The 20,391-nt window shown below is 30.6% G+C and carries 21 protein-coding genes and 1 tRNA gene; 7 read left to right on the forward strand and 15 right to left on the reverse strand.

Going from position 1 to position 20,391, the window contains the following annotated elements:
* The 14 genes from BM157_RS12195 to BM157_RS12260 all read right to left on the reverse strand — a co-directional run.
* On the reverse strand, nucleotides 1-260 hold a 260-nt coding region (locus BM157_RS12195), incomplete at its 3' end, for a GDP-mannose 4,6-dehydratase (RefSeq protein WP_318255988.1).
* A 23-nt stretch (nucleotides 261-283) separates the two neighbouring features.
* Nucleotides 284-1,639 (reverse strand): hypothetical protein, encoded by a 1,356-nt coding sequence (locus BM157_RS12200; RefSeq protein WP_090141355.1) that lies wholly within the window; start codon nucleotides 1,637-1,639, stop codon nucleotides 284-286.
* On the reverse strand, nucleotides 1,629-2,771 hold the full coding sequence (locus BM157_RS12205; RefSeq protein ID WP_318255990.1) for a glycosyltransferase: 1,143 nt from the start codon (nucleotides 2,769-2,771) through the stop codon (nucleotides 1,629-1,631). Before BM157_RS12205 ends, BM157_RS12200 begins: the two co-directional genes overlap by 11 nt.
* A gap of 16 nt (nucleotides 2,772-2,787) precedes the next feature.
* Nucleotides 2,788-3,795 (reverse strand): glycosyltransferase, encoded by a 1,008-nt coding sequence (locus BM157_RS12210; protein WP_090141359.1) that lies wholly within the window; start codon nucleotides 3,793-3,795, stop codon nucleotides 2,788-2,790.
* A 79-nt stretch (nucleotides 3,796-3,874) separates the two neighbouring features.
* Nucleotides 3,875-5,125 (reverse strand): oligosaccharide flippase family protein, encoded by a 1,251-nt coding sequence (locus tag BM157_RS12215; RefSeq protein ID WP_090141361.1) that lies wholly within the window; start codon nucleotides 5,123-5,125, stop codon nucleotides 3,875-3,877.
* An 11-nt stretch (nucleotides 5,126-5,136) separates the two neighbouring features.
* Nucleotides 5,137-6,255: a glycosyltransferase gene (locus BM157_RS12220; RefSeq protein ID WP_090141363.1), complete on the reverse strand. Its 1,119-nt coding sequence runs from the start codon at nucleotides 6,253-6,255 to the stop codon at nucleotides 5,137-5,139.
* Nucleotides 6,252-7,061 carry a glycosyltransferase family 2 protein gene (locus BM157_RS12225; protein ID WP_090141365.1) on the reverse strand — a complete coding sequence of 270 codons (810 nt, stop codon included), beginning with the start codon at nucleotides 7,059-7,061 and terminating at the stop codon, nucleotides 6,252-6,254. Before BM157_RS12225 ends, BM157_RS12220 begins: the two co-directional genes overlap by 4 nt.
* Nucleotides 7,062-7,086: 25 nt before the next feature.
* Nucleotides 7,087-8,157 carry a glycosyltransferase family 4 protein gene (locus tag BM157_RS12230; RefSeq protein WP_090141367.1) on the reverse strand — a complete coding sequence of 357 codons (1,071 nt, stop codon included), beginning with the start codon at nucleotides 8,155-8,157 and terminating at the stop codon, nucleotides 7,087-7,089.
* A gap of 13 nt (nucleotides 8,158-8,170) precedes the next feature.
* Nucleotides 8,171-8,737, reverse strand: coding sequence for an acyltransferase (locus BM157_RS12235; protein WP_090141368.1), 567 nt, complete (start codon nucleotides 8,735-8,737; stop codon nucleotides 8,171-8,173).
* Nucleotides 8,734-9,888 carry a glycosyltransferase gene (locus BM157_RS12240; protein ID WP_090141370.1) on the reverse strand — a complete coding sequence of 385 codons (1,155 nt, stop codon included), beginning with the start codon at nucleotides 9,886-9,888 and terminating at the stop codon, nucleotides 8,734-8,736. Before BM157_RS12240 ends, BM157_RS12235 begins: the two co-directional genes overlap by 4 nt.
* 26 nt (nucleotides 9,889-9,914) lie before the next feature.
* Nucleotides 9,915-11,360 (reverse strand): exopolysaccharide biosynthesis polyprenyl glycosylphosphotransferase, encoded by a 1,446-nt coding sequence (locus BM157_RS12245; RefSeq protein ID WP_318255991.1) that lies wholly within the window; start codon nucleotides 11,358-11,360, stop codon nucleotides 9,915-9,917.
* 45 nt (nucleotides 11,361-11,405) lie between these two features.
* Nucleotides 11,406-12,335 (reverse strand): CpsD/CapB family tyrosine-protein kinase, encoded by a 930-nt coding sequence (locus tag BM157_RS12250; RefSeq protein ID WP_090141372.1) that lies wholly within the window; start codon nucleotides 12,333-12,335, stop codon nucleotides 11,406-11,408.
* 31 nt (nucleotides 12,336-12,366) lie between these two features.
* Nucleotides 12,367-13,110, reverse strand: coding sequence for a YveK family protein (locus BM157_RS12255; RefSeq protein WP_090141373.1), 744 nt, complete (start codon nucleotides 13,108-13,110; stop codon nucleotides 12,367-12,369).
* A 300-nt stretch (nucleotides 13,111-13,410) separates the two neighbouring features.
* Nucleotides 13,411-13,483 (reverse strand) — tRNA-Thr (locus BM157_RS12260).
* A 174-nt stretch (nucleotides 13,484-13,657) separates the two neighbouring features.
* Between BM157_RS12260 and BM157_RS12265 the strand changes: the two genes are divergently transcribed.
* The 7 genes from BM157_RS12265 (at nucleotide 13,658) to efp (ending at nucleotide 19,991) form a co-directional block, all read left to right on the forward strand.
* Nucleotides 13,658-14,446, forward strand: coding sequence for an ABC transporter ATP-binding protein (locus BM157_RS12265; protein ID WP_090141375.1), 789 nt, complete (start codon nucleotides 13,658-13,660; stop codon nucleotides 14,444-14,446).
* On the forward strand, nucleotides 14,443-15,261 hold the full coding sequence (locus tag BM157_RS12270; protein ID WP_090141376.1) for an ABC transporter permease: 819 nt from the start codon (nucleotides 14,443-14,445) through the stop codon (nucleotides 15,259-15,261). The genes BM157_RS12265 and BM157_RS12270 overlap by 4 nt, the downstream gene beginning before the upstream one ends.
* A 143-nt stretch (nucleotides 15,262-15,404) precedes the next feature.
* Nucleotides 15,405-15,908 (forward strand): DUF5721 family protein, encoded by a 504-nt coding sequence (locus tag BM157_RS12275; protein ID WP_090141377.1) that lies wholly within the window; start codon nucleotides 15,405-15,407, stop codon nucleotides 15,906-15,908.
* Between the two features lie 205 nt (nucleotides 15,909-16,113).
* Nucleotides 16,114-18,108 carry a molecular chaperone HtpG gene (gene htpG, locus BM157_RS12280; protein ID WP_090141381.1) on the forward strand — a complete coding sequence of 665 codons (1,995 nt, stop codon included), beginning with the start codon at nucleotides 16,114-16,116 and terminating at the stop codon, nucleotides 18,106-18,108.
* Nucleotides 18,109-18,183: 75 nt separating this feature from the next.
* Entirely contained in the window at nucleotides 18,184-18,897 is a 714-nt protein-coding gene (gene lepB / locus BM157_RS12285) for a signal peptidase I (RefSeq protein ID WP_090141382.1), read from the forward strand.
* Between the two features lie 134 nt (nucleotides 18,898-19,031).
* Complete coding sequence (locus BM157_RS12290) at nucleotides 19,032-19,343, forward strand: DUF1540 domain-containing protein (protein WP_022503323.1); 312 nt, start codon at nucleotides 19,032-19,034, stop codon at nucleotides 19,341-19,343.
* A gap of 90 nt (nucleotides 19,344-19,433) precedes the next feature.
* Nucleotides 19,434-19,991 carry an elongation factor P gene (efp, locus tag BM157_RS12295; protein ID WP_022204406.1) on the forward strand — a complete coding sequence of 186 codons (558 nt, stop codon included), beginning with the start codon at nucleotides 19,434-19,436 and terminating at the stop codon, nucleotides 19,989-19,991.
* 134 nt (nucleotides 19,992-20,125) lie between these two features.
* Here efp and BM157_RS12300 read toward each other — a convergent pair.
* The coding region (locus BM157_RS12300; RefSeq protein ID WP_318255992.1) for an IS3 family transposase at nucleotides 20,126-20,391 on the reverse strand (266 nt) is incomplete at its 5' end.

The raw sequence follows: 20,391 nt of genomic DNA on the forward strand, positions 1-20,391 counted from the left end.
GATGTAGCTACAAAAGACTGTGCAGCAAGATTATATACCTCATCTGCCTGTGATATTCTCATAGCTGATATTAATGATACGATATCCTGCATATCTGCATATATAAAATGTATCTTATCCTTAATATGGTCTACATTACCATAATCAACGACACTCTTTCTTCTCATAAGACCATATACGTTATAGCCTTTTTCAAGGAGAAGTTCTGCTAAATAAGAACCGTCCTGTCCCGTAATACCTGTAATTAAAGCATTTTTCATTTTATCACCTCTTAATTTTAACATCAGTATATTTTTAATTCGTTCTCTTTAAAAATATATATTATAGAAAATATTAATATATCTGAAAAAAAACCATTATGTAAACAATAATTTGTTACTGCAACTGAAATTAATAATGAACTCAACCCCTTTTTTCCTATACAATATTTTATTGCTTTTATAGTATTTAATATATAAAATATAAATATTACTATTCCACTTTCATACAATATCTGCAAGAACTCGTTATGTAATGGAAATGCTTTACTGCTTAAAATGCCATAATCAATCCTTACATTTAATCCTAATGCGGCCATAAAAGAACTTAAGTTAGTAACAAGTAATGCGGCACTATTATATCCTCTTCCAATTATTAAATTTGTAATTGTTAAATTGGAAAAATAATCAAAAATACAATTCCCCCATAATACTAATTTAGAAGCATTTGATGAATCTGTAATATAAACAACCGATTTATAATTATATATTATATAACATATAAAAATGCAACCGCTTATAAATAATATTATCATATAAAGATTACGCACTCTTTTATTCTTCGCAACTGACAAAATCATATATAACAATATTCCAAAAATAACAGCTCTAGTCGATATTATTGAAACACCTAAAATTATAGGTAATTGTTTTTTTAATTTTTTTCTTATGTTTTCTGATGAAATTTCATATACTATAAACAAAGCAAAAATAGTACTTATTCCATATGTATATGCATTAGGTAATAAACCAAGTGGTCTATTTATAGTAAATCCTGCAACTTTAAGCATAGCCTCTAATGAACTTTTCCTTAAATAAACAGGAACAAACAACTGAATAATTGACAAAATAATATGAAAACTAAAAATATAATAAAAAATATTTCCAACTGAAATTTTTTTAGCTTTTACAGCATAAATAGAATCATATACAGCATAAGCTATTCCTATTCCTAGTACATTTCCGTATGCATCATCAAAATTAGCTTTTGAATTTATAATATTCCATATCCAGAATACAATAACAAACCCAGTTAATATCATTAAATATTTTCTAACACATAATGTTTTTTCTTCTTTTATCATTTTTATTAATGATAAAAGGCCAATAAAATAATCTAAACGTCCAATATTAGGATATCCCATAAAAGTAAAATTAATAATAAAAAAAGGACCTATTAACGTATTTAACAAGAAAAAAAAGACAATATATTTAGGATTTCTGCTAATTATGTATATAATAATTATTAAAACACCTATTATATTAGTAAAACAACCTGTAATTCCCATTCCTGCTTGTGTATAATTTATAACAAAAAGCGTACTTAATACAACCATTAAAAAAATTGAACTAATTATAGTTTCTAGCTTTTCATTCTTCATATCTACTGTATGCCCTCATTTCTATTTCCACTATGCTACCTAGCGAATACAATTCTCTAATTAATTGCTCTGCATTTGATGCAATATTATCTTTCTCATTAATACTAATCACTGTATGCAATGCCTCTATAATTGATTTCTCGCTTGTATCAGAAGCCAGGATTCCCGTTTTGCCATTTATTATCAACTCATTTATGCCATCTACATCTGTTCCTACACATATTCTTCCACAAGCCATCGCTTCTAATAATGATTTAGGCATTCCTTCTATATGCGATGCTAAAATAAAATATTTATATTCGTTTAATACAACTGGTAATTCACTATTAGCAATATATCCTTTTAATTCACAATTAAAATTATTTTTCTTTATAAATAATTCCAAATCTTTTTTTAATTCTCCATTGCCATATATATTCAACTTCATACCTGCATTATTAACAGCTTTTATAGTATTAAATAAATTTTTCTGTTCATTTAACCTTCCAACAAATACAAATTCATTTTTTTCATCTATATTTTTTCTATTATAGAAGATATTTGTATCAATATAATTTCTCAGTATATCAATTTTATCAGCATCTATGCCATAATTATCAACTATATAATTTTTATCATGTTTACTTGATACAAATGCAACATCAGCTTTTGTGTATAAATATTTTTCTATAAAATGAATGATTTTTTTCTTTATATATTTTATATTATTATTATTATCTGTGAAGGCTGATAATGTATATCCTGTTCTTAAAGAAAATACACCGCCTGTTTTTTTCTTAGCATAATAAGCACTCCAAGCTCCATCCATTTGATTAGTTTTTTTAATCACACAACTTTTGAGTTCTTTTTTATATATAGAAACCATTTTTATTGAATAAATAAACATACCTAATTTTGAGTTGTATTTTTCTGGCATTTCTAATACATAAATATTTTTATCTAATTCGCCTTTTTCTTTTAACGACTCCGATATCTTTTTATCATTAACTCCATATGTCAACCAATATATTTTTTTATAATTATTTTTTTTAAGATGTTGTTCGTATATATTTTTTTCCCGATAAAAAAGTCCTGACTCTAACCACATCTGCAATGAAACGCCTCTTGTGAAGAATACTGCCATATTACTCATATATCCAACTCCTCTTTTAATCATTTCCTAATTTAACTGACAATTTCCATCTAATTAAAGCGAAATATATTTTTAATTCATTAATCCATGTTAATTTTCTTGTTACATATTCACCTTTTTTTGTAGCATTATAAACCTTACTACAAAATTCTATATATTCATCTGCTTTCTTATCAAATGATGTAAACACAATACTGTTTTTATAATCATTATAATCTTCTGAAACTTTTTCAATGCATTGTATTATATCCTCTTCGCTATTAAATAAGCAACCAGCATTTTTTACAAGTTCCGGATTACCTCCATCATTTCTTATAACAACTGGCAAACCACAATTCATTGCCTCTAAAATTGCATTTGAACAAGGTTCCTTCTTTGACGCAGATATATAAATATCTTGTTTTCTTAGAAATTCAGCAAGTTCTTCTGACGATTTTGGATCATACATTTTAATATTTTTATATTTTATAGGGCTATTCCCCACAAAACTCATTGAATATCTGCTAAAATCCAAATTTTGATCTAAATAATTATAGGTATCAAAACCTTTATTAATATTGCCTGACCAGCTTGTAGCTACTAGCTTTATTTTTGATTTTAAGCCATCTTTAAGTTTTGGCGGATAAAATATGGTTTCATCTGGTGTATTGTATATAATTGTTTCAAATTTATTTTTTTTCAATCCTAATCTATAATTTTCTCTTTGAGAAAATTTTGATTGAAATACTGTTCCATCAGCTATTGTTTTATTTACAACATTAACAACATAGTCCCTTTTATCGCTCATTTTATTATACAAACGCATAGGTCCATCTATTCTATGTATAAATATTTTATCAGGATATTTTTTTTTCATTTTTATAACATCTTTAACATATTGATGACTATTACATATAACTACATCTGAGTCTTCCATTTCAGCATACATATTTTTTTTTATTAAAGTTTTTTTCAAAGCTTTAAGGAATTGATTTCCACCTCCTGATGGATTGTTATTTAATTGAAATAAAATATTTATTTTCATATTGCTCCTTATTATCTAATCCATATATCTTCACCGTAAAATTTTGAATAAACAAAACATTTATCCATATATAATAGTTTTATTTATATTTTTTAACCATTGATACTATTTTCTTTAAATCTGTATGTGTAATAAATAAAGGTATATACCATTTTATATTATAATCTCTTATATATCTTACATAAAATATAATACCACACACTGAATAACTTATTACTGATGCAAATGCAGCTCCATTAATTCCATATAATGGAATTAATATAACATTTAAGAATATATTAACCATCGCACTAATTGTCAAGCCAATACAATAAAATATCTGCTTCCCATTAGCAATAAACAAATTACTTATTAACTTAAAAAGTATCATACTAGGTGCACCAAACATAATTATACAGGTAACATTATACGCCGAAACAAATTCAATTCCATATAATATAAATAAAGCAATTTTACCAAATACAGCTAACCCTAACATACAAATTACCGACATTGCTATTGAAATTTTTATACTCCAATTTATATCTTGTATAGAATCATTTTTTGCTGTTTTTGAAAATAATACATTTTTAAAAGCATCTGGAATAATCCAAATATAATTTGCCAACCCAGTTCCTGTTGTATATAATCCTAATTGTGAATTTGAGACTTTATTTTTTAACATAATAACATCTACCTTATAATTAATATTTATTAGCAATGTCATTACCATTGTTATAAATGACAAACCAAAAATAAACTTTAATTCTTCTGAAGAAAAATTAATTTTTCTTAAATTTGGTTTGAGTAAATATATATAATATATTAAATCAATAATACTTTTTAGTGCTATAACTATAAATGCCATAATAACATATTGCGGTACCATCACAAACAACAAAAAATTCAATATCAAACTAATAAAAACATCTATAAAATTCATCTTTTGATATTTTTTTAATTTATCAACTGCCGCAATATATCCCACCTGTTGTGCAAAAACCTGACTCGGTACCATTATTAGTAAATAAATATTACCCCAATTCTTATTTATTAACATATTCAATAATAATACTATAAATGATAAAACAAACTGTAATAATGCTAATGCAAAATATTTATTTTTCACATTATCTAGTCCTTTTCTAACTGCTCTAGGATATGATTGTGCCAATCCAAAACCTATAAAAATCACTAATATGCTACTCAAATTTAAATAATATGCATATTCCCCTCTTAATTCTACTCCTAAATATCTGTTCAAAAATGCTGAAGTTAATACTCCTATTAACACTGACATTATATTGTTAAGTATTGAAAACACATATAAATTGCTTAATATTTTTTTCATAAAATTCCTACTTAATCACATAAAATTTCTTCATAAATCTTCGATAACTTTTCAATCATAATTTTTATATCAAATCGCTGCTTCACCATTTCTATTCCATTTTGAATATACTTTTCATTATCATTTGGTCTTTTTTTGATTTCTATCATTTTTTCACAAAGCGAATCTGGATTTCCCACTTCGCACAATAAACCAGTCTTCTTATCAAAAATAATTTCATCATTTCCTGTTGTCCTTGTTGCTACAACCAATGTTTTAGATGCTAAAGCTTCTATCAATATATATGGCAATCCTTCTTTATACGATGAAGATACATATAAATCTATACTTTGTAAAAGTTCTGGTATATTAGATTGAAATCCTCTTAATTCCACGTTATTTTCCAACTTAAATTCTTTTATACTATCTAATATGAGTGATTTATCTGGTCCATCTCCAATCAATAATAACAGGCTATCTGGATATTCCATATTAAATTTTTTAAAAGCTTTTATTAAATTTAATTGACCTTTTTCATAATGTAGTCTTCCGAAACATCCTACAATATATTTATAATCCGATATATCTATACCCAATTTTCTTAATACCAATTTTTTTTCAATATTAACATTAAATTTATCTATTTCAATTCCATTATAAATCATATATATATGATTTTTTTTAGCCATTTTTAATCTCAATGCCTCTTCATACTCTTTTTGTGACACTGCTATACAACAATCCGTAAAATTTCTTAACAATCCTTCTACTGTTAAATTCAAAAATTTTTTTATAGCTCCACATCTTTCGTAATGAATACCATGAAATGTATGAACAACTTTTAAACTTGATTTTATAATTTTAAGAGGTCTGCTATATATGCCTGCACCTCTTCCATGTGAATGACATATATGAATGTTATTATCTTTAACTATTTTTTTGATCTTTAATATATTTTTTAAATAATTATGTCTTAAATCAATGTCTATAACGTTTGAATACAGCTTAAACTTTTCAAAATACTCTCCATCATTTGGTGATACAACAAAAGTATTGAACTTTGTTCTATCTATATTTTTTAATATACTATATATATGAGCAGGTCCTCCTCCTGTGCTACTTGTAATTGATATAAACAAAATATTTATCACAACTTTATCTCCATTTTTACTTTTCTAATTAACTTTATAATAAATTTAGGAAGAATTACAATCATCAAATCATTAACAATATATTTATAATAAACAACATTTAATTTTTTTTGTTTAATAGCTTTGTATTTTGCTTTTATTGCATATTGACGCTGTTCTTTTTCTTTTTTTGCAGATATCATATTATCAGAATATCTTCTATATGCTAAAACATCTGGAATATTAGCTCCTTTATATTTAGATAATATTCTAACCCAATATTCATAATCTTGTGCATATTTAAAATCTTCATTATACATACCTATTTGTTTTAAAATAATACTTCTAAAAACAACAGATGAATGAAAAAAAGGATTACACTTGCATAAATTGTTTTGTATATCAGTATTATCTTTTAAAAAAATGGTTCTTTGTGGACATATATAATTCCCATTTTCATCTATTTCTGAAAACGCACACCCACATATATATATATCATCATTTTTTTCTAAAAATTGTATTTGCTTTTCTAATTTATTTTCCACCCAAATATCATCAGCATCTAAACGCGCAATATATTTACCATTTACTTTTTCCAAGCCATAATTCAAGGATTTTGTCAAACCGGAATTTGTTTTTTTATAATATTTTATTCTATCATCTGTTTTTAAATAATCTTTTATAATGGCCTCTGTTCTATCATTGGAGCCATCATCTATTATAATCAATTCCCAATCCGCATAAGTCTGATTTTCTACTGATTTAATAGCTTGCTCAATAAATTTTTCTCCATTATATACGCTTAATACTATCGATACCAAAATCATAAACCTAGTCTCCTACCCATAATTTCTATTTTATTTTACTATAGATATTATAATATAACTTATCTGGAAATAATTTATAATCATATTCTTCTGAAGTCTTTGTTGCATTTTTTATAATACTCTTCCTTAACTCTTTATTATCTATCACTTCTACTGCTTTCATAAAAATCTGCTCAACATCTTCTATATTACATAACATACCATTAATGCCATCGTTAACTAAATCAGGAGCCATACCAACTTTAGTTGTAACTAATGGAATTCCACTTGCCATTGATTCAATAATTGCTTTGGGACCTCCCTCAACTCTAGAAGCAACTATATACAAATCTAACAATCCATAATACTTTGATACATCTATCGCATTATCAAGCATAATATGATAATAAGATATATTAGCATTTTTTAATCTATTCTTTACATATCCTCTTGATGGTCCTGTTAATAAAACAAATATATTGTATTTTGCAGATAATTTTTCCACCACATCACAAAAAACATCTGGTCCTTTTATTAATTTAGGTTTATTTCCTCCTTCCCAACCTTCTCCATCTTTTTGAAATGAACCTATAACTATCTGATCTTCTGATATGCCAATTTTTTCTCTTTGCTTTTTTTTATCATAATCAGGAATAGGATGAAAAACAGATTTATCCACATGTAGAGGAATTACTACAATTTTATTTTCTGGAATACCTAAAGACATCATAACTTCTTTGGTTTCATTACAAGAAGTATGCCAAATATCTACAAAGTCAGTCTCACCTTGCTTTATTCTTTCAGCTCTTTTGTCATTAGGCTTTATATGAAAAATAGTCACAACCACCTTATTAGATTTATGTGGTCTAGCTATTCTCTTATCACTTATAAAAGCATTAAAAGAGCCAAAATGAATTATTTTATTTCTTACAAAACAATATGAAATCCCTGTTATAACTTTAACTTTAGTAGAATTCTTAGCTAAATACTCACCTTCTTCTTTTATAACCCAATCAGCATTTTCTACTATTTGTAAAACATCATATTTTTGTTTTCTTCTCATATTAATTTCTAATAAAATCTTATTTATTAACTTAAATTTTTCAGTCAGTTTCATTTTATCCTCTATTTTATTTTTCTATTTTTTTAATTATTTTTTCTCTTTTATCATAAATAACACTATTGGATGGTATCTCATTATTAACCAACGTTCCTGCACCTATAACACAATTATCTCCTATAATACTACCTGGTAAAATAACTGCATTACTACCAATCCAAACATTATTGCCAATATTAATTTTTTTAGTTATAAAACCACAATTGGCAACTACATCTGTACCATTATATATATGATTATGATCATATATAGCAACATTTTCCCCTATTAATACATTATCACCTATTTTAATCTCATCACGACATACTATACTAACTCGATTATTAAAAGAACAATTATCACCTATATCAAGTCTGGCACCTGACCGTACTCTAATGTAACTCCATTTTCTAATGTGAAAATTCTCGCCAATTCTAATTTTCCCTTTGCCTTCCACCATCTTATGACAGAAATCAAATGGTATATTAGCTGAGTTAATATCCAATCTATGTCTATTCAAAATTTTTGTAATACCTATTTTAAAATCCAAACATACAATATAATATAATTTTAATATTTTCAATAATATCTTTTTCACAGCCAACCCTCTATTACATTTTTAATATGTTTTTTAAACTGTTCATATGTAAAGTAATTCTCAACTCTACTTCTAGCTTTTTGTCCTAGTTTATTTCTTAGTTCTACAGAATACAATTGTTTTAATGCTTTTACATATTCATCAACATTTCTATTTGAACATTCAATACCTGTCACTCCGTCTATATTTACATAATTGACACCACTACCTTCTATTGTAAATGTTATAGCAGGTTTACCATAATACATACCCTCTACAAGTGCAACCCCAAAAGCTTCATTCTTAGTAACTGATGGAAAACAAAAAATATCCATCGCAGCAAAATAACTTTTCAACTGCACTTCATCTAATCTACCCGTAAATACAATCTTCTCGTCACCTTTTGCAAGTTTTTTTAATTTTTTGGTTAATGGACCTTCACTTCCTATAATAAAAACATATCCAGTATCAATTTTTTTACTTGCTTCTATCAAATATTCAAATCCTTTATATTTAACATGTCTACCTAATGCAAAGCATATTATCTTGCCTTTATATTTATTTCTTATATCATAGGCATTTTTCAATGCTTCTTCTGTTAAATGTAGTTTACTTTCTCTAATGCAATTGGGTACTACATAACATTTGTTTTTATATAACTTCAAATATTTACTTCCTTCTATATAATTCGGTGATGTTACAATAATCTTATTTGCCCTTAATAATAATTTTTGATTTTGTTTATATAATAATTTCCCTAATATCTTCTGTTTAACTATATCACTATGCCAATATAATATTAAATCAAATTTATTATTTTTGTATTTTAATAACATCTCGGCAACTAATGGATTAGGATAATGAAAAATAATAATATCTGGTTTATAATTTTTCATAATTTCATTCAAATATTTATCAAATGAAAACGATATCGGTTGCGATGCTACACTTGCTATAACCTTACATCTTATTATTTCTACACCATTAATATTATCAATATTATTTTCATTGCCATTACACACATACTCATCTTGTTTAGCATCTTGATTAAAACATATAATTTTTTGTTCGATGTCAAATTCATTTAAAGCATCAACAACATCTTTTGTTACCTGTTCAATTCCTCCAATAGCTGGATAAAAATATTTCGTAATATGTAAAATTTTTTTCATAAATACTCTCCAATTTCTAATTGTATCTATTTATTATCTTCCCTAGCCGCCGCAATCTCCTGTCTTGCAGCTTCCAGCTCCTGTCCATATTCATTCATTATCTTGCTATTCTCTTCTGTAAAGCCCTCTGTGCTTTCCTTGCTGAATATTATTTTTACAGTTTCAAGCACTATCTGGAAATCAAGCATAAGTGAATAGTTTACAACATATATAAGATCCATCTTAAGCTTATCGTAAGATGTTGTATTGTATCTGCCATATACCTGTGCATAACCTGTAAGTCCGCCTTTGACCTTAAGTCTGTAGCCAAATTCTGGAATATCTTGTGTATATTTAGCAACATGCTCAACTCTTTCTGGTCTTGGTCCTACAATACTCATATTGCCTGCCCATATATCAACAAGCTGAGGAAGTTCATCTATTCTTGTTGCTCTTATGAATTTACCTACCTTAGTTATTCTGTCGTCATCAGAAGTCGCTGGATGCGGCTTGCCATCTTTTTCCGCATCTTCTTTCATACTTCTGAATTTATGTATTCTAAACACCTTGCCATCGTATGTACATCTGTCCTGCATAAAGAACACTGAACCGCCGTCCTCTAACTTTATACATATTGCTGTTATAAGGAATACCGGTGATAATATAATAAGTCCTAATGTTGAACCTACAATATCAATAGTTCTTTTAACAAATGCCTGTCCTGTTGTCATTCCAACATTTTTAGCAAGGAATAATGGTGAATCGAACAGATTAATCTCTTCTGAACCTCTTACAAGTATATCCTGTATCTTAGGTGTATAATATACTGGAATATCTTTTTCAAAGCAGAATTTAAGTATTTCTTTTCTCTCGTTGTTTGGAATATCATTAAGAAGAACTGCTTCATATTGAAGTATTTTATTATATATTACATCTGATGCCTCTTTATATGATATTTCTTCACAAACTTCGTATTTATCACTTCTGTTAGATATTTTATAACGTAAATGATTTTTATGAACACCGTTAATCTGTAATAATTTTATTGGTGGGAATATCATTCCGTATATCCTTATCCCAACAAGGTCATACAATACGCAGAACACTAAATCAATCAATGTTGAAACAGCTATCAGACCTGCAAGTCGTCCCATACTGTCAACTCGTCCCGCTGTTAAAGCTATTATAAGATATTCTCCAATTGCCGTTGTTATAAGTGCAAGGGACTGTGAGAATACAAGATTAACAAGTTTAATGTATCCAAGCTTAAATCCGCCCCACATTTTATATGTAACAAAGATAAGGAGAAAGATTGTGAATACCATAAGCTTATTACCACTTCCCATAAATGGTGTCTTAAGCATTGTATTATATACATTATTCCACATATATGCAAAATGCAATGTAAGTATCAGGAGCATTATTATATTAAATGCCCCTACATACATACTTACATTTTTATTTCTACTCATCCTGCCCTTATTTTCTTTCATCTTATCCTCGTTCCAATCTTATATTTATCTATATATTATTGTTATTTATTTCTCATCATAATCCATAAGAAAATCTCCATCAAACTCATCTGCTGATGGCTTCTTTCTTACACCAGTGTTGTTTCCTGCCACATTAGCTTTCTTTCTTGCGGCTACCTCACCGACACTTCCTGCCTGTCTTTTGACTGGCTTAGAAGCATTGTTAGTATTCTTTCTTGCTGATGAAGCATTTCTTGCTTTCTCGAATGATTTATCTGGTGACTCCTCGCTGTTATAATGTCCATAATAGCTGCCGTAGTATTTACCATAATACTTGCCATAGTATCTTCCATAGTAACCATTTTCTGATAAATCAACCTTATTAAGAACGCTTCCGATTATCTTAACTTTTGTCTTTTTAAGCTGTCCCATTACATTCTGTGCGAACTTATAGCTTACCTGGTTAGCTGCGATTACAAGAACCGCACCATCACATACCTGTGCAACAATAGCTGCATCGATAACACTTCCAAGAGGTGGTGTATCGATGATTACATAATCATACTTTTCTCTCATCTGTCTTACAGTCTCTTTGAATAATGGGCTGTCAAGAAGCTCTGATGGGTTAGGTGGCACAGGGCCAGCAAGAATAACGTCCATATCCGGCACATTTGTCTGATATATTACTTCTTCTAATGTGTTCTGTCCTGAAAGAAAATGTGTCAATCCCTTAACACCCTTCTTAACTCTGTAACGTCCTACAAGAACTGACTTTCTTAAATCACAGTCAATGAATAACACTCTCTTGCCGCCATCTGCTATTGATGAAGCAAGGTTCATTGTTACTGTTGATTTACCTTCATTAGGTCCACAGCTTGTAAACATAACTACCTTTGTATCTTTACCACTTAAGAATATGTTAGTTCTTAAATTTCTATAGCTTTCTCTTACCTGATAATCATCCTGCTGGTTAGTTTCTATATTAATTGTCTGCATATTTTTAATCCTTTCACACTCTCTTATTTAACTATTTTCTTGTTTTCTTTTTCTTACTGCTTGGCTGTCCATTATATTCTTCTTCAGTTAATGGAATAAGTGAAAGATTAGTTATGCCAAGATATTTTTCAACATCATCTGATGTCTTAATTCTATCATCAAGAATGAAGTTGACTACAAGCACTGCCATTGCTATTACAATACCTGCTATTGCACCAAGCATTGTATTCTTCTTAACATTAGGACTTGATGGTGCATTTGCAACACGTCCATATTCAATTACATTAACGCCTTCAATCTGCATTACTGATGTTATCTGCTTAGCAGATACATCTGCGATTGCATCTACTATTTCTTTAGCTCTCTTAGGGTCTGTATCTGTAACTGTTACCTGAAGAACTCGTGAATCTGTCTCGATTTCACAAGAAATCTTGCCAACGAGTGCATCTGGTGTTATATCAAGATCAAGGTCTTTAACTACCTGTTCTACTACTGGAAGGCTTGTCACAAGAACTTTATAATCTTTAACAAGCTGTGTTGATGACTGAATATCACTAAGTGTTGTAGTAGTGCCATTCTGTCTGTTGATTATATATAATTTGATGGATGACTGGTACTGAGGTGTAATTGCTATCTCTGTTATTCCAAATGCAACTATTGCTGTCGCAACACCTGCTACAATTACTATCCATATCTTTGATAACAGCATCCTTATGATCTGCATAATATCAATTTCTACTTCTTCGTTGTTATCTTGTCTGATATTTGTTTCCATATTATCTCCTATCCTTTGCGCCTTGAATACTTACTCTGGCGTTTATTATTCTGTACAATTATACGAACCTTGTCTAATAATGTCAACAAGGCCTACTTCCATCTCTTTTTTTGATTAAATGTCTTACCCACCCCCTTGATTTTAGCTGGTTTCGAGATGATTGACTTGTTTTTTATGTGATTTGCGGGAAAATGTTTTTAAAAAAGAACATTCTATATTATTATCAGCATACACTGCAAATCACACCTAAAAAAATGCGAGAATATCCTGTCTGACATTCTCGCAAGTTTCACTGTTACAAGCTACTAGCCGGAATCGAACCGGCGACCTACTGATTACGAATCAGTTGCTCTACCGACTGAGCCATAGTAGCGTACTTGAATTATTGTACTCTTATTTGGTGGAATTGTAAAGGAGGAATTATCCAATTTTCCTTATCAGAATAAATCACTGCGACTTCTGGTTCTTGTTAATACCATACACCTTTTCACATTTCCACCCCCGCCGCATAAATTATAATAACAATACTTATACCAAGAGGTTATTTATGAAAGCTCTCCCCACCAATTCATCCCCTCCTCTGTTATCGCTTAAAGGTATTTCCTTTGCATATAATACACCGAAAAGCGAAATTCCTGCACTTGATAATATCTATCTTGATATTATGCCACAGTCTTTTACATCTATAGTCGGGCCTTCCGGCTGTGGCAAATCGACCTTGCTTTCCATCATATGCGGGCTTCTTTCGCCACAGAAGGGTGAGGTTGTTTTTAATGAGGATATTCTACACGATAATGCTGTATCTCCAAGAATTGGATTTATGCCACAGAAAGATACTTTATTTGAATGGCGCACTATTTATAAAAATGTGACACTCGGTCTTGAAATTAATCATCTTAAAGATAAGATTCACCTTGAAAATGTTGACAATATGCTAAAAGAGTATGGACTTTACCAGTTTCGTAATGTCCACCCATCAGAATTATCAGGTGGTATGAGGCAGCGTGCGGCATTAATAAGAACCCTTGCACTTAACCCGGATATTCTTCTGCTTGATGAACCATTTTCCGCTCTTGATTACCAGACGAGGCTTGAAGTGTCTGATGATATCGGCAAAATCATTAAAGAGCAGAAAAAAACAGCCATTCTTGTTACTCACGATATATCGGAGGCTATCTCTATGGGCGATTGTGTCGTTATTCTTTCACACAGGCCTGCACATATTAAAAAAGTTGTTAATATCAACCTTTCCATTCCTGACAGAACACCATTTACTTCAAGACAGGCTCCTGAATTTGCAGGATATTTTAATGAAATATGGGAGGATATACAATGAATAAATCTATCAAAGCAATCAATAAAAAAGACATCTCTAACTCCCGTACACAATATCTTAACCACATAAGATTATATAAAATCTCCATAACTGTATTAAGATTTTTGATTTTAATGGCATTTATTGCCGCCTGGGAAATATTAACCCGTACTGGTATTCTTAATCCATTTATATTCAGCTCACCATCAAGAATATGCACAACTTTTATTGCTATGGCTAAAGATAACAGCATATTCATTCATATATGGACGACACTTTTTGAAACATTTTTATCTTTCTTCCTTATTATAATTGTCGGAATGGGAGCAGCAATTCTTCTCTGGCTGTGGAAAGGCTTATCAGACTGCCTTGAGCCTTTCCTTATTGTGCTTAACAGCCTGCCCAAATCAGCACTTGCCCCTATGATAATCGTCTGGCTTGGCAATAATATGAAAGCTATTATCATAACTGCTATATCTGTAGCTATATTTGGTATGATAATTAACATATATACCGGATTTTTAGAAATTGACAAGGAGAAAATCATTCTTATTAAGACACTCGGCGGTACTAAGAAAGATATTCTTAAGAAACTCATACTTCCCGGTTCTAAGCAGATAATAATAAGCAATATGAAGGTCAACATCGGTCTTTGCCTTGTTGGTGTAATAATTGGCGAATTCTTAGCCGCTGATAAGGGACTTGGCTACCTTATTATATATGGTTCGCAGGTATTCAAGATGACTTATGTATCTATGAGCATTGTTATACTCTGCATTATCTCAACTGTTCTATTCAAACTTGTTGATGTCATTGAGAAAATGTTTCGTGATTGACATTTTTATCTTTTCATAATATACTGCAAATATACAAATTATGCTTTATATCGTATACAGTTTATTGTATACTCATATAGCTTATAATTAATGGCATTACTATAGATTATCACGCGCCCCGCTGGCGCAGAAATGAGGATTTAATGATTTCACTCCGCATTAAGGACACTAAAGTATTTATGTCCCAGCTGCTTATCAAGGATACCTTCGATAGAATGCTTCTGTCAGAAGCCACAATAAAGACTGCGTGTTCATACACTATTAATGGACAGATTAACAAGGAATATTATTCTGATGAAGAATGGGATAATCTTAATAATAACGAAAAGTCTTATTCAGAATGGGGTAATATTAAGCCATTCTGTTTTAGTCTTATTAAGGGTAATAAAGTTCCTGCTGCTATGAAGCTTGTTATGCTTGCCTCTTATGAACTTGTCACAGATATTATCGCAAAGAATAACATCGCTGTTATGCCTGAGAATGTTAATGGTCTCTTTATTAATATGAAGTATCAGGAAGGTCATGTAGATATTATTACAGGAACTTCCCTTAATATATTTACATTAGATAAGCAGCTTGATACAGCTTTCGACAAGTATGTTAAGACATTTCTTGCTAATGCCGGTCTTGATTTTGAAGAATTATAGTAAGTTTATTAATATTTAATATTTATCTAAAGCCTTGATTTTACTGTATTATCTCCATTTTTGTTAGCACTCATTAGATTTGAGTGCTAATTTCTGCTTGACTTCCACTTTTAACAATATTAAACTTAGACTTAATTAAGGATATAAAGATACATATATTTATTCTTTACATCTAATGAATATTAAAAGATAGGAGATAATAATTATGTCTAATACACACGGAAGTTTATCTATTAACAGTGACAATATTTTTCCAATAATTAAAAAATGGATGTACTCTGACCACGATATTTTCTACAGAGAGCTTATATCTAACGGCTGCGATGCCATAACAAAGCTTAAAAAGCTTGATATGATTGGTGAATATGAAGCACCTGATGATATTGAATATAAGATTAATGTTAAAGTAAGTGCTAATAATAAGACTATCAAGATTATTGATAATGGTATTGGTATGACTGATGGTGAAGTTGAAGAATATATTAACCAGATTGCTTTCTCTGGTGCAGAAGCATTTCTTGAAAAATATAAGGACAAGGCTAATGATGACCAGATTATCGGTCACTTCGGACTTGGTTTCTACTCAGCATTTATGGTAGCTGATAAGGTTACTATTGATACTCTTTCTTTTAAGGAAGGTGCTAAGGCTGTTCACTGGGAATGTGACGGAGGTACAGAGTATGATATGTCTGATGGAACAGCTGCAACTCCTGGTACTACTATCACTCTTTACTTAAATGAAGACAGCTACGAATTCGCCAATGAATACAAGGCTCGTGAAGTAGTTGAAAAGTACTGCTCATTTATGCCAGTACCAATCTTCCTTACTAATGAAGATGCCGGCGAACAGACAGAAGAGATTCCAGAGGAAGAAGTAACAGATAAGGATACTGTTCTTGATACATTTATCAAGGAAGCTGTTACAGAAGAAGTTGAAAAAGAGGACGGCACTAAAGAGACAGTCGAAAAAGTTCCAGCAAAGAAGATGGCTAAGATTGTTAAAAGACCTGTTGCTATCAATGATATCCACCCTCTCTGGACTAAGCACCCTAACGAATGTACTGAGGATGAATATAAGGAATTCTACCGCAAGGTATTTAACGATTATAAAGAGCCTTTATTCTGGATTCACCTTAATATGGACTATCCTTTTAACTTAAAGGGTATACTTTACTTCCCTAAGATTAATACAGAATACGAGTCAATTGAAGGAACAATTAAGCTTTACAATAATCAGGTATTCGTTGCAGATAACATCAAAGAAGTTATTCCTGAATTCCTTCTTCTCTTAAAGGGTGTTATTGATTGTCCAGATCTTCCTCTTAACGTATCACGTTCTGCACTCCAGAATGATGGCTTTGTTAAGAAGATTTCTGATTACATTACTAAAAAGGTTGCTGACAAGCTTTCTGGTATGTGCAAGACTAACCGTGAGAACTATGAGAAATATTGGGATGACATCAACCCATTCATCAAATTTGGCTGCTTAAAAGACGAAAAGTTCGCTGAGAAGATGAATGATTACATTATATTCAAGAACCTTGAAGGCAAGTATTTAACACTTAAGGATTACCTTGAAGCTAACAAGGAAAAGCACGAGAATACAGTCTTCTATGTAACTGATGAGAAGGAACAGAGCCAGTATATCAATATGTTTAAGAAAGAGAATATGGATGCTATCATTCTTACTCACAATATTGACCAGCCATTCATCACTCATCTTGAAGGCAAGAACGAGGGTCTTAAATTTGCAAGAATTGATACTGACCTTTCTGATATATTCAAGGAAGAAACAAGCGAAGATGAATTAAAGGATGCAACTGAAAGCCTTACAGCTACATTTAAGAAAGCACTTAACAATGATAATCTTAATATCAAGGTTGAAAAGTTAAAGGATGCTTCTGTATCTTCTATGATTACTCTTTCCGAGCAGGATAGACGTATGCAGGATATGATGAAGATGTACGGTATGTCAGGAATGGATCCGGCTATGTTTGGTTCTACAGGACAGACTTTAATTCTTAATGCTAACAACAGTCTTGTTCAGTATGTTCTTAACAATAAAGATGGTGAGAATACTGATATTATCTGTAAACAGCTTTACGACCTTGCACTTATAAGCCACGCTCCACTTACAGGAAACCAGATGACTGAATTCATTGCAAGAAGTAATAAGATTATGGAATTACTTGCAAAATAATACAATTTAACATATGATAGGATATACGGGGTGAATTCATTCGCCCCGTATATCAATTAGATTGGGGACTAACGTATGACTACTAATAACAACAATACACCTGATGAAGATGATTTAGATTATATCGATTTTGATGATGATTATGATGATATTGAAGATGACGATGATGACAATGATGATTATTCTTACAGCCATTCTGATAATATCAGCAGACATACAGATAATAATAAGAAGCAGGAGTATTCTGTTGTTAAATTTATATTATCAGAAGCCTTCAGTTTCATTAAAATTGTAGTATTCGCGGCTATTATCGCCCTGCTCTGCACGAATTTCATAATCATTAATGCCGAAGTTCCATCTGGCTCTATGAGAGATACAATATGGGAAGGCGACCGTCTTTTCGGTTTCAGGATTGCTTACAAGTTCAGCGAACCAAAGCGCGGTGACGTTATAATCTTTAAATATCCTGATAATGAGTCAGAGAATTATGTTAAGCGTGTTATTGGTCTTCCTAATGAAATAGTCCAGATTAAGGAAGGGCATGTATACATCAATGGTGATGAGCTTGATGAGCCATATATCAAAGAATATATATATGATGACGGCGAAACACACACTTATATTGTTCCTGACGGCTGTTATTTTATGCTTGGTGATAATCGTAATAACTCCAAAGACTCAAGATACTGGACTAACACATATGTTAAGAAAGAAAAGATAATTGCCAAGGTGCTTATCCGTTATTACAGCGGTGAAAAGGGACGCATTTCCTTTAGCAGAATCAGTTAAAATTTCATACAATTTATAATGTAACGTATAATAAATCACCTCCTGTTAATACTACTACTGTGTATTGCAAATGTTCTATTTATTAAAGCATTTACCAGACACTTAAGTTAAAGATTAACAGGAGGTAATTTATTATGACTAATTTAAGCTGTAACGCTTGTAGCTGTGTACACAATGATGATAACTGCTGCTGCCTTAATGGTATTGATGTAAAGGGAAGTAATGCCTGTGAGTGCAGTGAAACTTGCTGTGGAAGCTATTCTTACAAAGATGGCTCTGCTAAGAATAATACTGCTTCACCTAAGCTTAATCTTCAGATAAAGTGTGCCGCACATAACTGCGTGTATAACAATAACGAAGCTTGTCAGGCTGACCACGTTGATATATCAGGCATAACAGCCGTAAATGCTGACGATACTGTCTGTTCAACCTTTAAATCCAAATAATAAATTAACATAAACAAAAAAGAGGTTGCCAAATTATTCATTTTATTATAAAATTATAATAGTTATGATAATTAGGAGGTATACCAAAGAATGGTAAGCGCAGGAGATTTTAAGAATGGTTTAACAATTCAGATGGATAATAACATTTGGCAGATTATTGAATTCCAGCATGTAAAGCCTGGTAAGGGTGCTGCTTTCGTTAGAACAAAGTTAAAGAATATCGTGAGTGGTGGTGTTGTTGAAAAGTCTTTCAGACCTACAGAAAAGTTTGACCTCGCTCATATTGAGAAAAGAGAATATCAGTATCTTTACTCAGATGGTGATCTTTACAACTTTATGGATACAGAGACATTTGAACAGATTGCATTATCTGCTGAGAATGTTGGTGATTCACTTAAGTTCGTTAAAGAAAACGAAATGGTTAAGCTCTGTTCACACAACGGTAACGTATTCTCTATTGAGCCACCTATCACTGTTGAACTTCAGATTACAGAATCTGAACCAGGTGTTAAGGGTGATACAGCTACAGGTGCTACAAAGCCAGCTATCCTTGAAACAGGTGCTAAGATTTTAGTTCCATTATTTGTTAACCAGGGTGATACAATTAAGATTGATACAAGAACAGGTGAATATATTTCACGTGTTTAGTTAATCAGATTAAAGGTTAAGATTTATAAGATATTTATTATATTTTAACATAATAAGTTCTTAAAAAGAGCCTGTACACTTTCATCGGTGTGATATGTACCCAGAATCCTGGACACATTGACTATTGCTCAGGCTCAACACATGGATGCTATCCGATATTTAACGGGCGGCATCCATTTTGTTTTTGCTTGAATTCTTTTATTATTGTAGTATTCTATGTATTCTTCAATAGCTATTGAGAATTCCTCAAAAGAAGAATACTCTTTCTCGCAGCCATAATACATCTCATTTTTTAATCTTCCAAAGAATGTCTCCATTATACAATTATCATAGCAGTTTCCTTTTCGTGACATAGATTGTATTATGCCGCGTTTTTTCAGTTCATTCCGATAATAAGCAT

The sequence above is a fragment of the [Lactobacillus] rogosae genome, assembly GCA_900112995.1.
GTDB lineage: Bacteria > Bacillota > Clostridia > Lachnospirales > Lachnospiraceae > Lachnospira > Lachnospira rogosae.

Coding starts and splice junctions, on each gene's coding strand:
- BM157_RS12200 (WP_090141355.1), bottom strand. CDS start 1,639: ATGAAGAATGAAAAGCTAGAAACTATAATTAGTTCAATTTTTTTAATG.
- BM157_RS12205 (WP_318255990.1), bottom strand. CDS start 2,771: ATGAGTAATATGGCAGTATTCTTCACAAGAGGCGTTTCATTGCAGATG.
- BM157_RS12210 (WP_090141359.1), bottom strand. CDS start 3,795: ATGAAAATAAATATTTTATTTCAATTAAATAACAATCCATCAGGAGGT.
- BM157_RS12215 (WP_090141361.1), bottom strand. CDS start 5,125: ATGAAAAAAATATTAAGCAATTTATATGTGTTTTCAATACTTAACAAT.
- BM157_RS12225 (WP_090141365.1), bottom strand. CDS start 7,061: ATGATTTTGGTATCGATAGTATTAAGCGTATATAATGGAGAAAAATTT.
- BM157_RS12230 (WP_090141367.1), bottom strand. CDS start 8,157: ATGAAACTGACTGAAAAATTTAAGTTAATAAATAAGATTTTATTAGAA.
- BM157_RS12240 (WP_090141370.1), bottom strand. CDS start 9,888: ATGAAAAAAATTTTACATATTACGAAATATTTTTATCCAGCTATTGGA.
- BM157_RS12245 (WP_318255991.1), bottom strand. CDS start 11,360: ATGAAAGAAAATAAGGGCAGGATGAGTAGAAATAAAAATGTAAGTATG.
- BM157_RS12250 (WP_090141372.1), bottom strand. CDS start 12,335: ATGCAGACAATTAATATAGAAACTAACCAGCAGGATGATTATCAGGTA.
- BM157_RS12255 (WP_090141373.1), bottom strand. CDS start 13,110: ATGGAAACAAATATCAGACAAGATAACAACGAAGAAGTAGAAATTGAT.
- BM157_RS12265 (WP_090141375.1), top strand. CDS start 13,658: ATGAAAGCTCTCCCCACCAATTCATCCCCTCCTCTGTTATCGCTTAAA.
- BM157_RS12270 (WP_090141376.1), top strand. CDS start 14,443: ATGAATAAATCTATCAAAGCAATCAATAAAAAAGACATCTCTAACTCC.
- BM157_RS12275 (WP_090141377.1), top strand. CDS start 15,405: ATGATTTCACTCCGCATTAAGGACACTAAAGTATTTATGTCCCAGCTG.
- htpG (WP_090141381.1), top strand. CDS start 16,114: ATGTCTAATACACACGGAAGTTTATCTATTAACAGTGACAATATTTTT.
- lepB (WP_090141382.1), top strand. CDS start 18,184: ATGACTACTAATAACAACAATACACCTGATGAAGATGATTTAGATTAT.
- BM157_RS12290 (WP_022503323.1), top strand. CDS start 19,032: ATGACTAATTTAAGCTGTAACGCTTGTAGCTGTGTACACAATGATGAT.
- efp (WP_022204406.1), top strand. CDS start 19,434: ATGGTAAGCGCAGGAGATTTTAAGAATGGTTTAACAATTCAGATGGAT.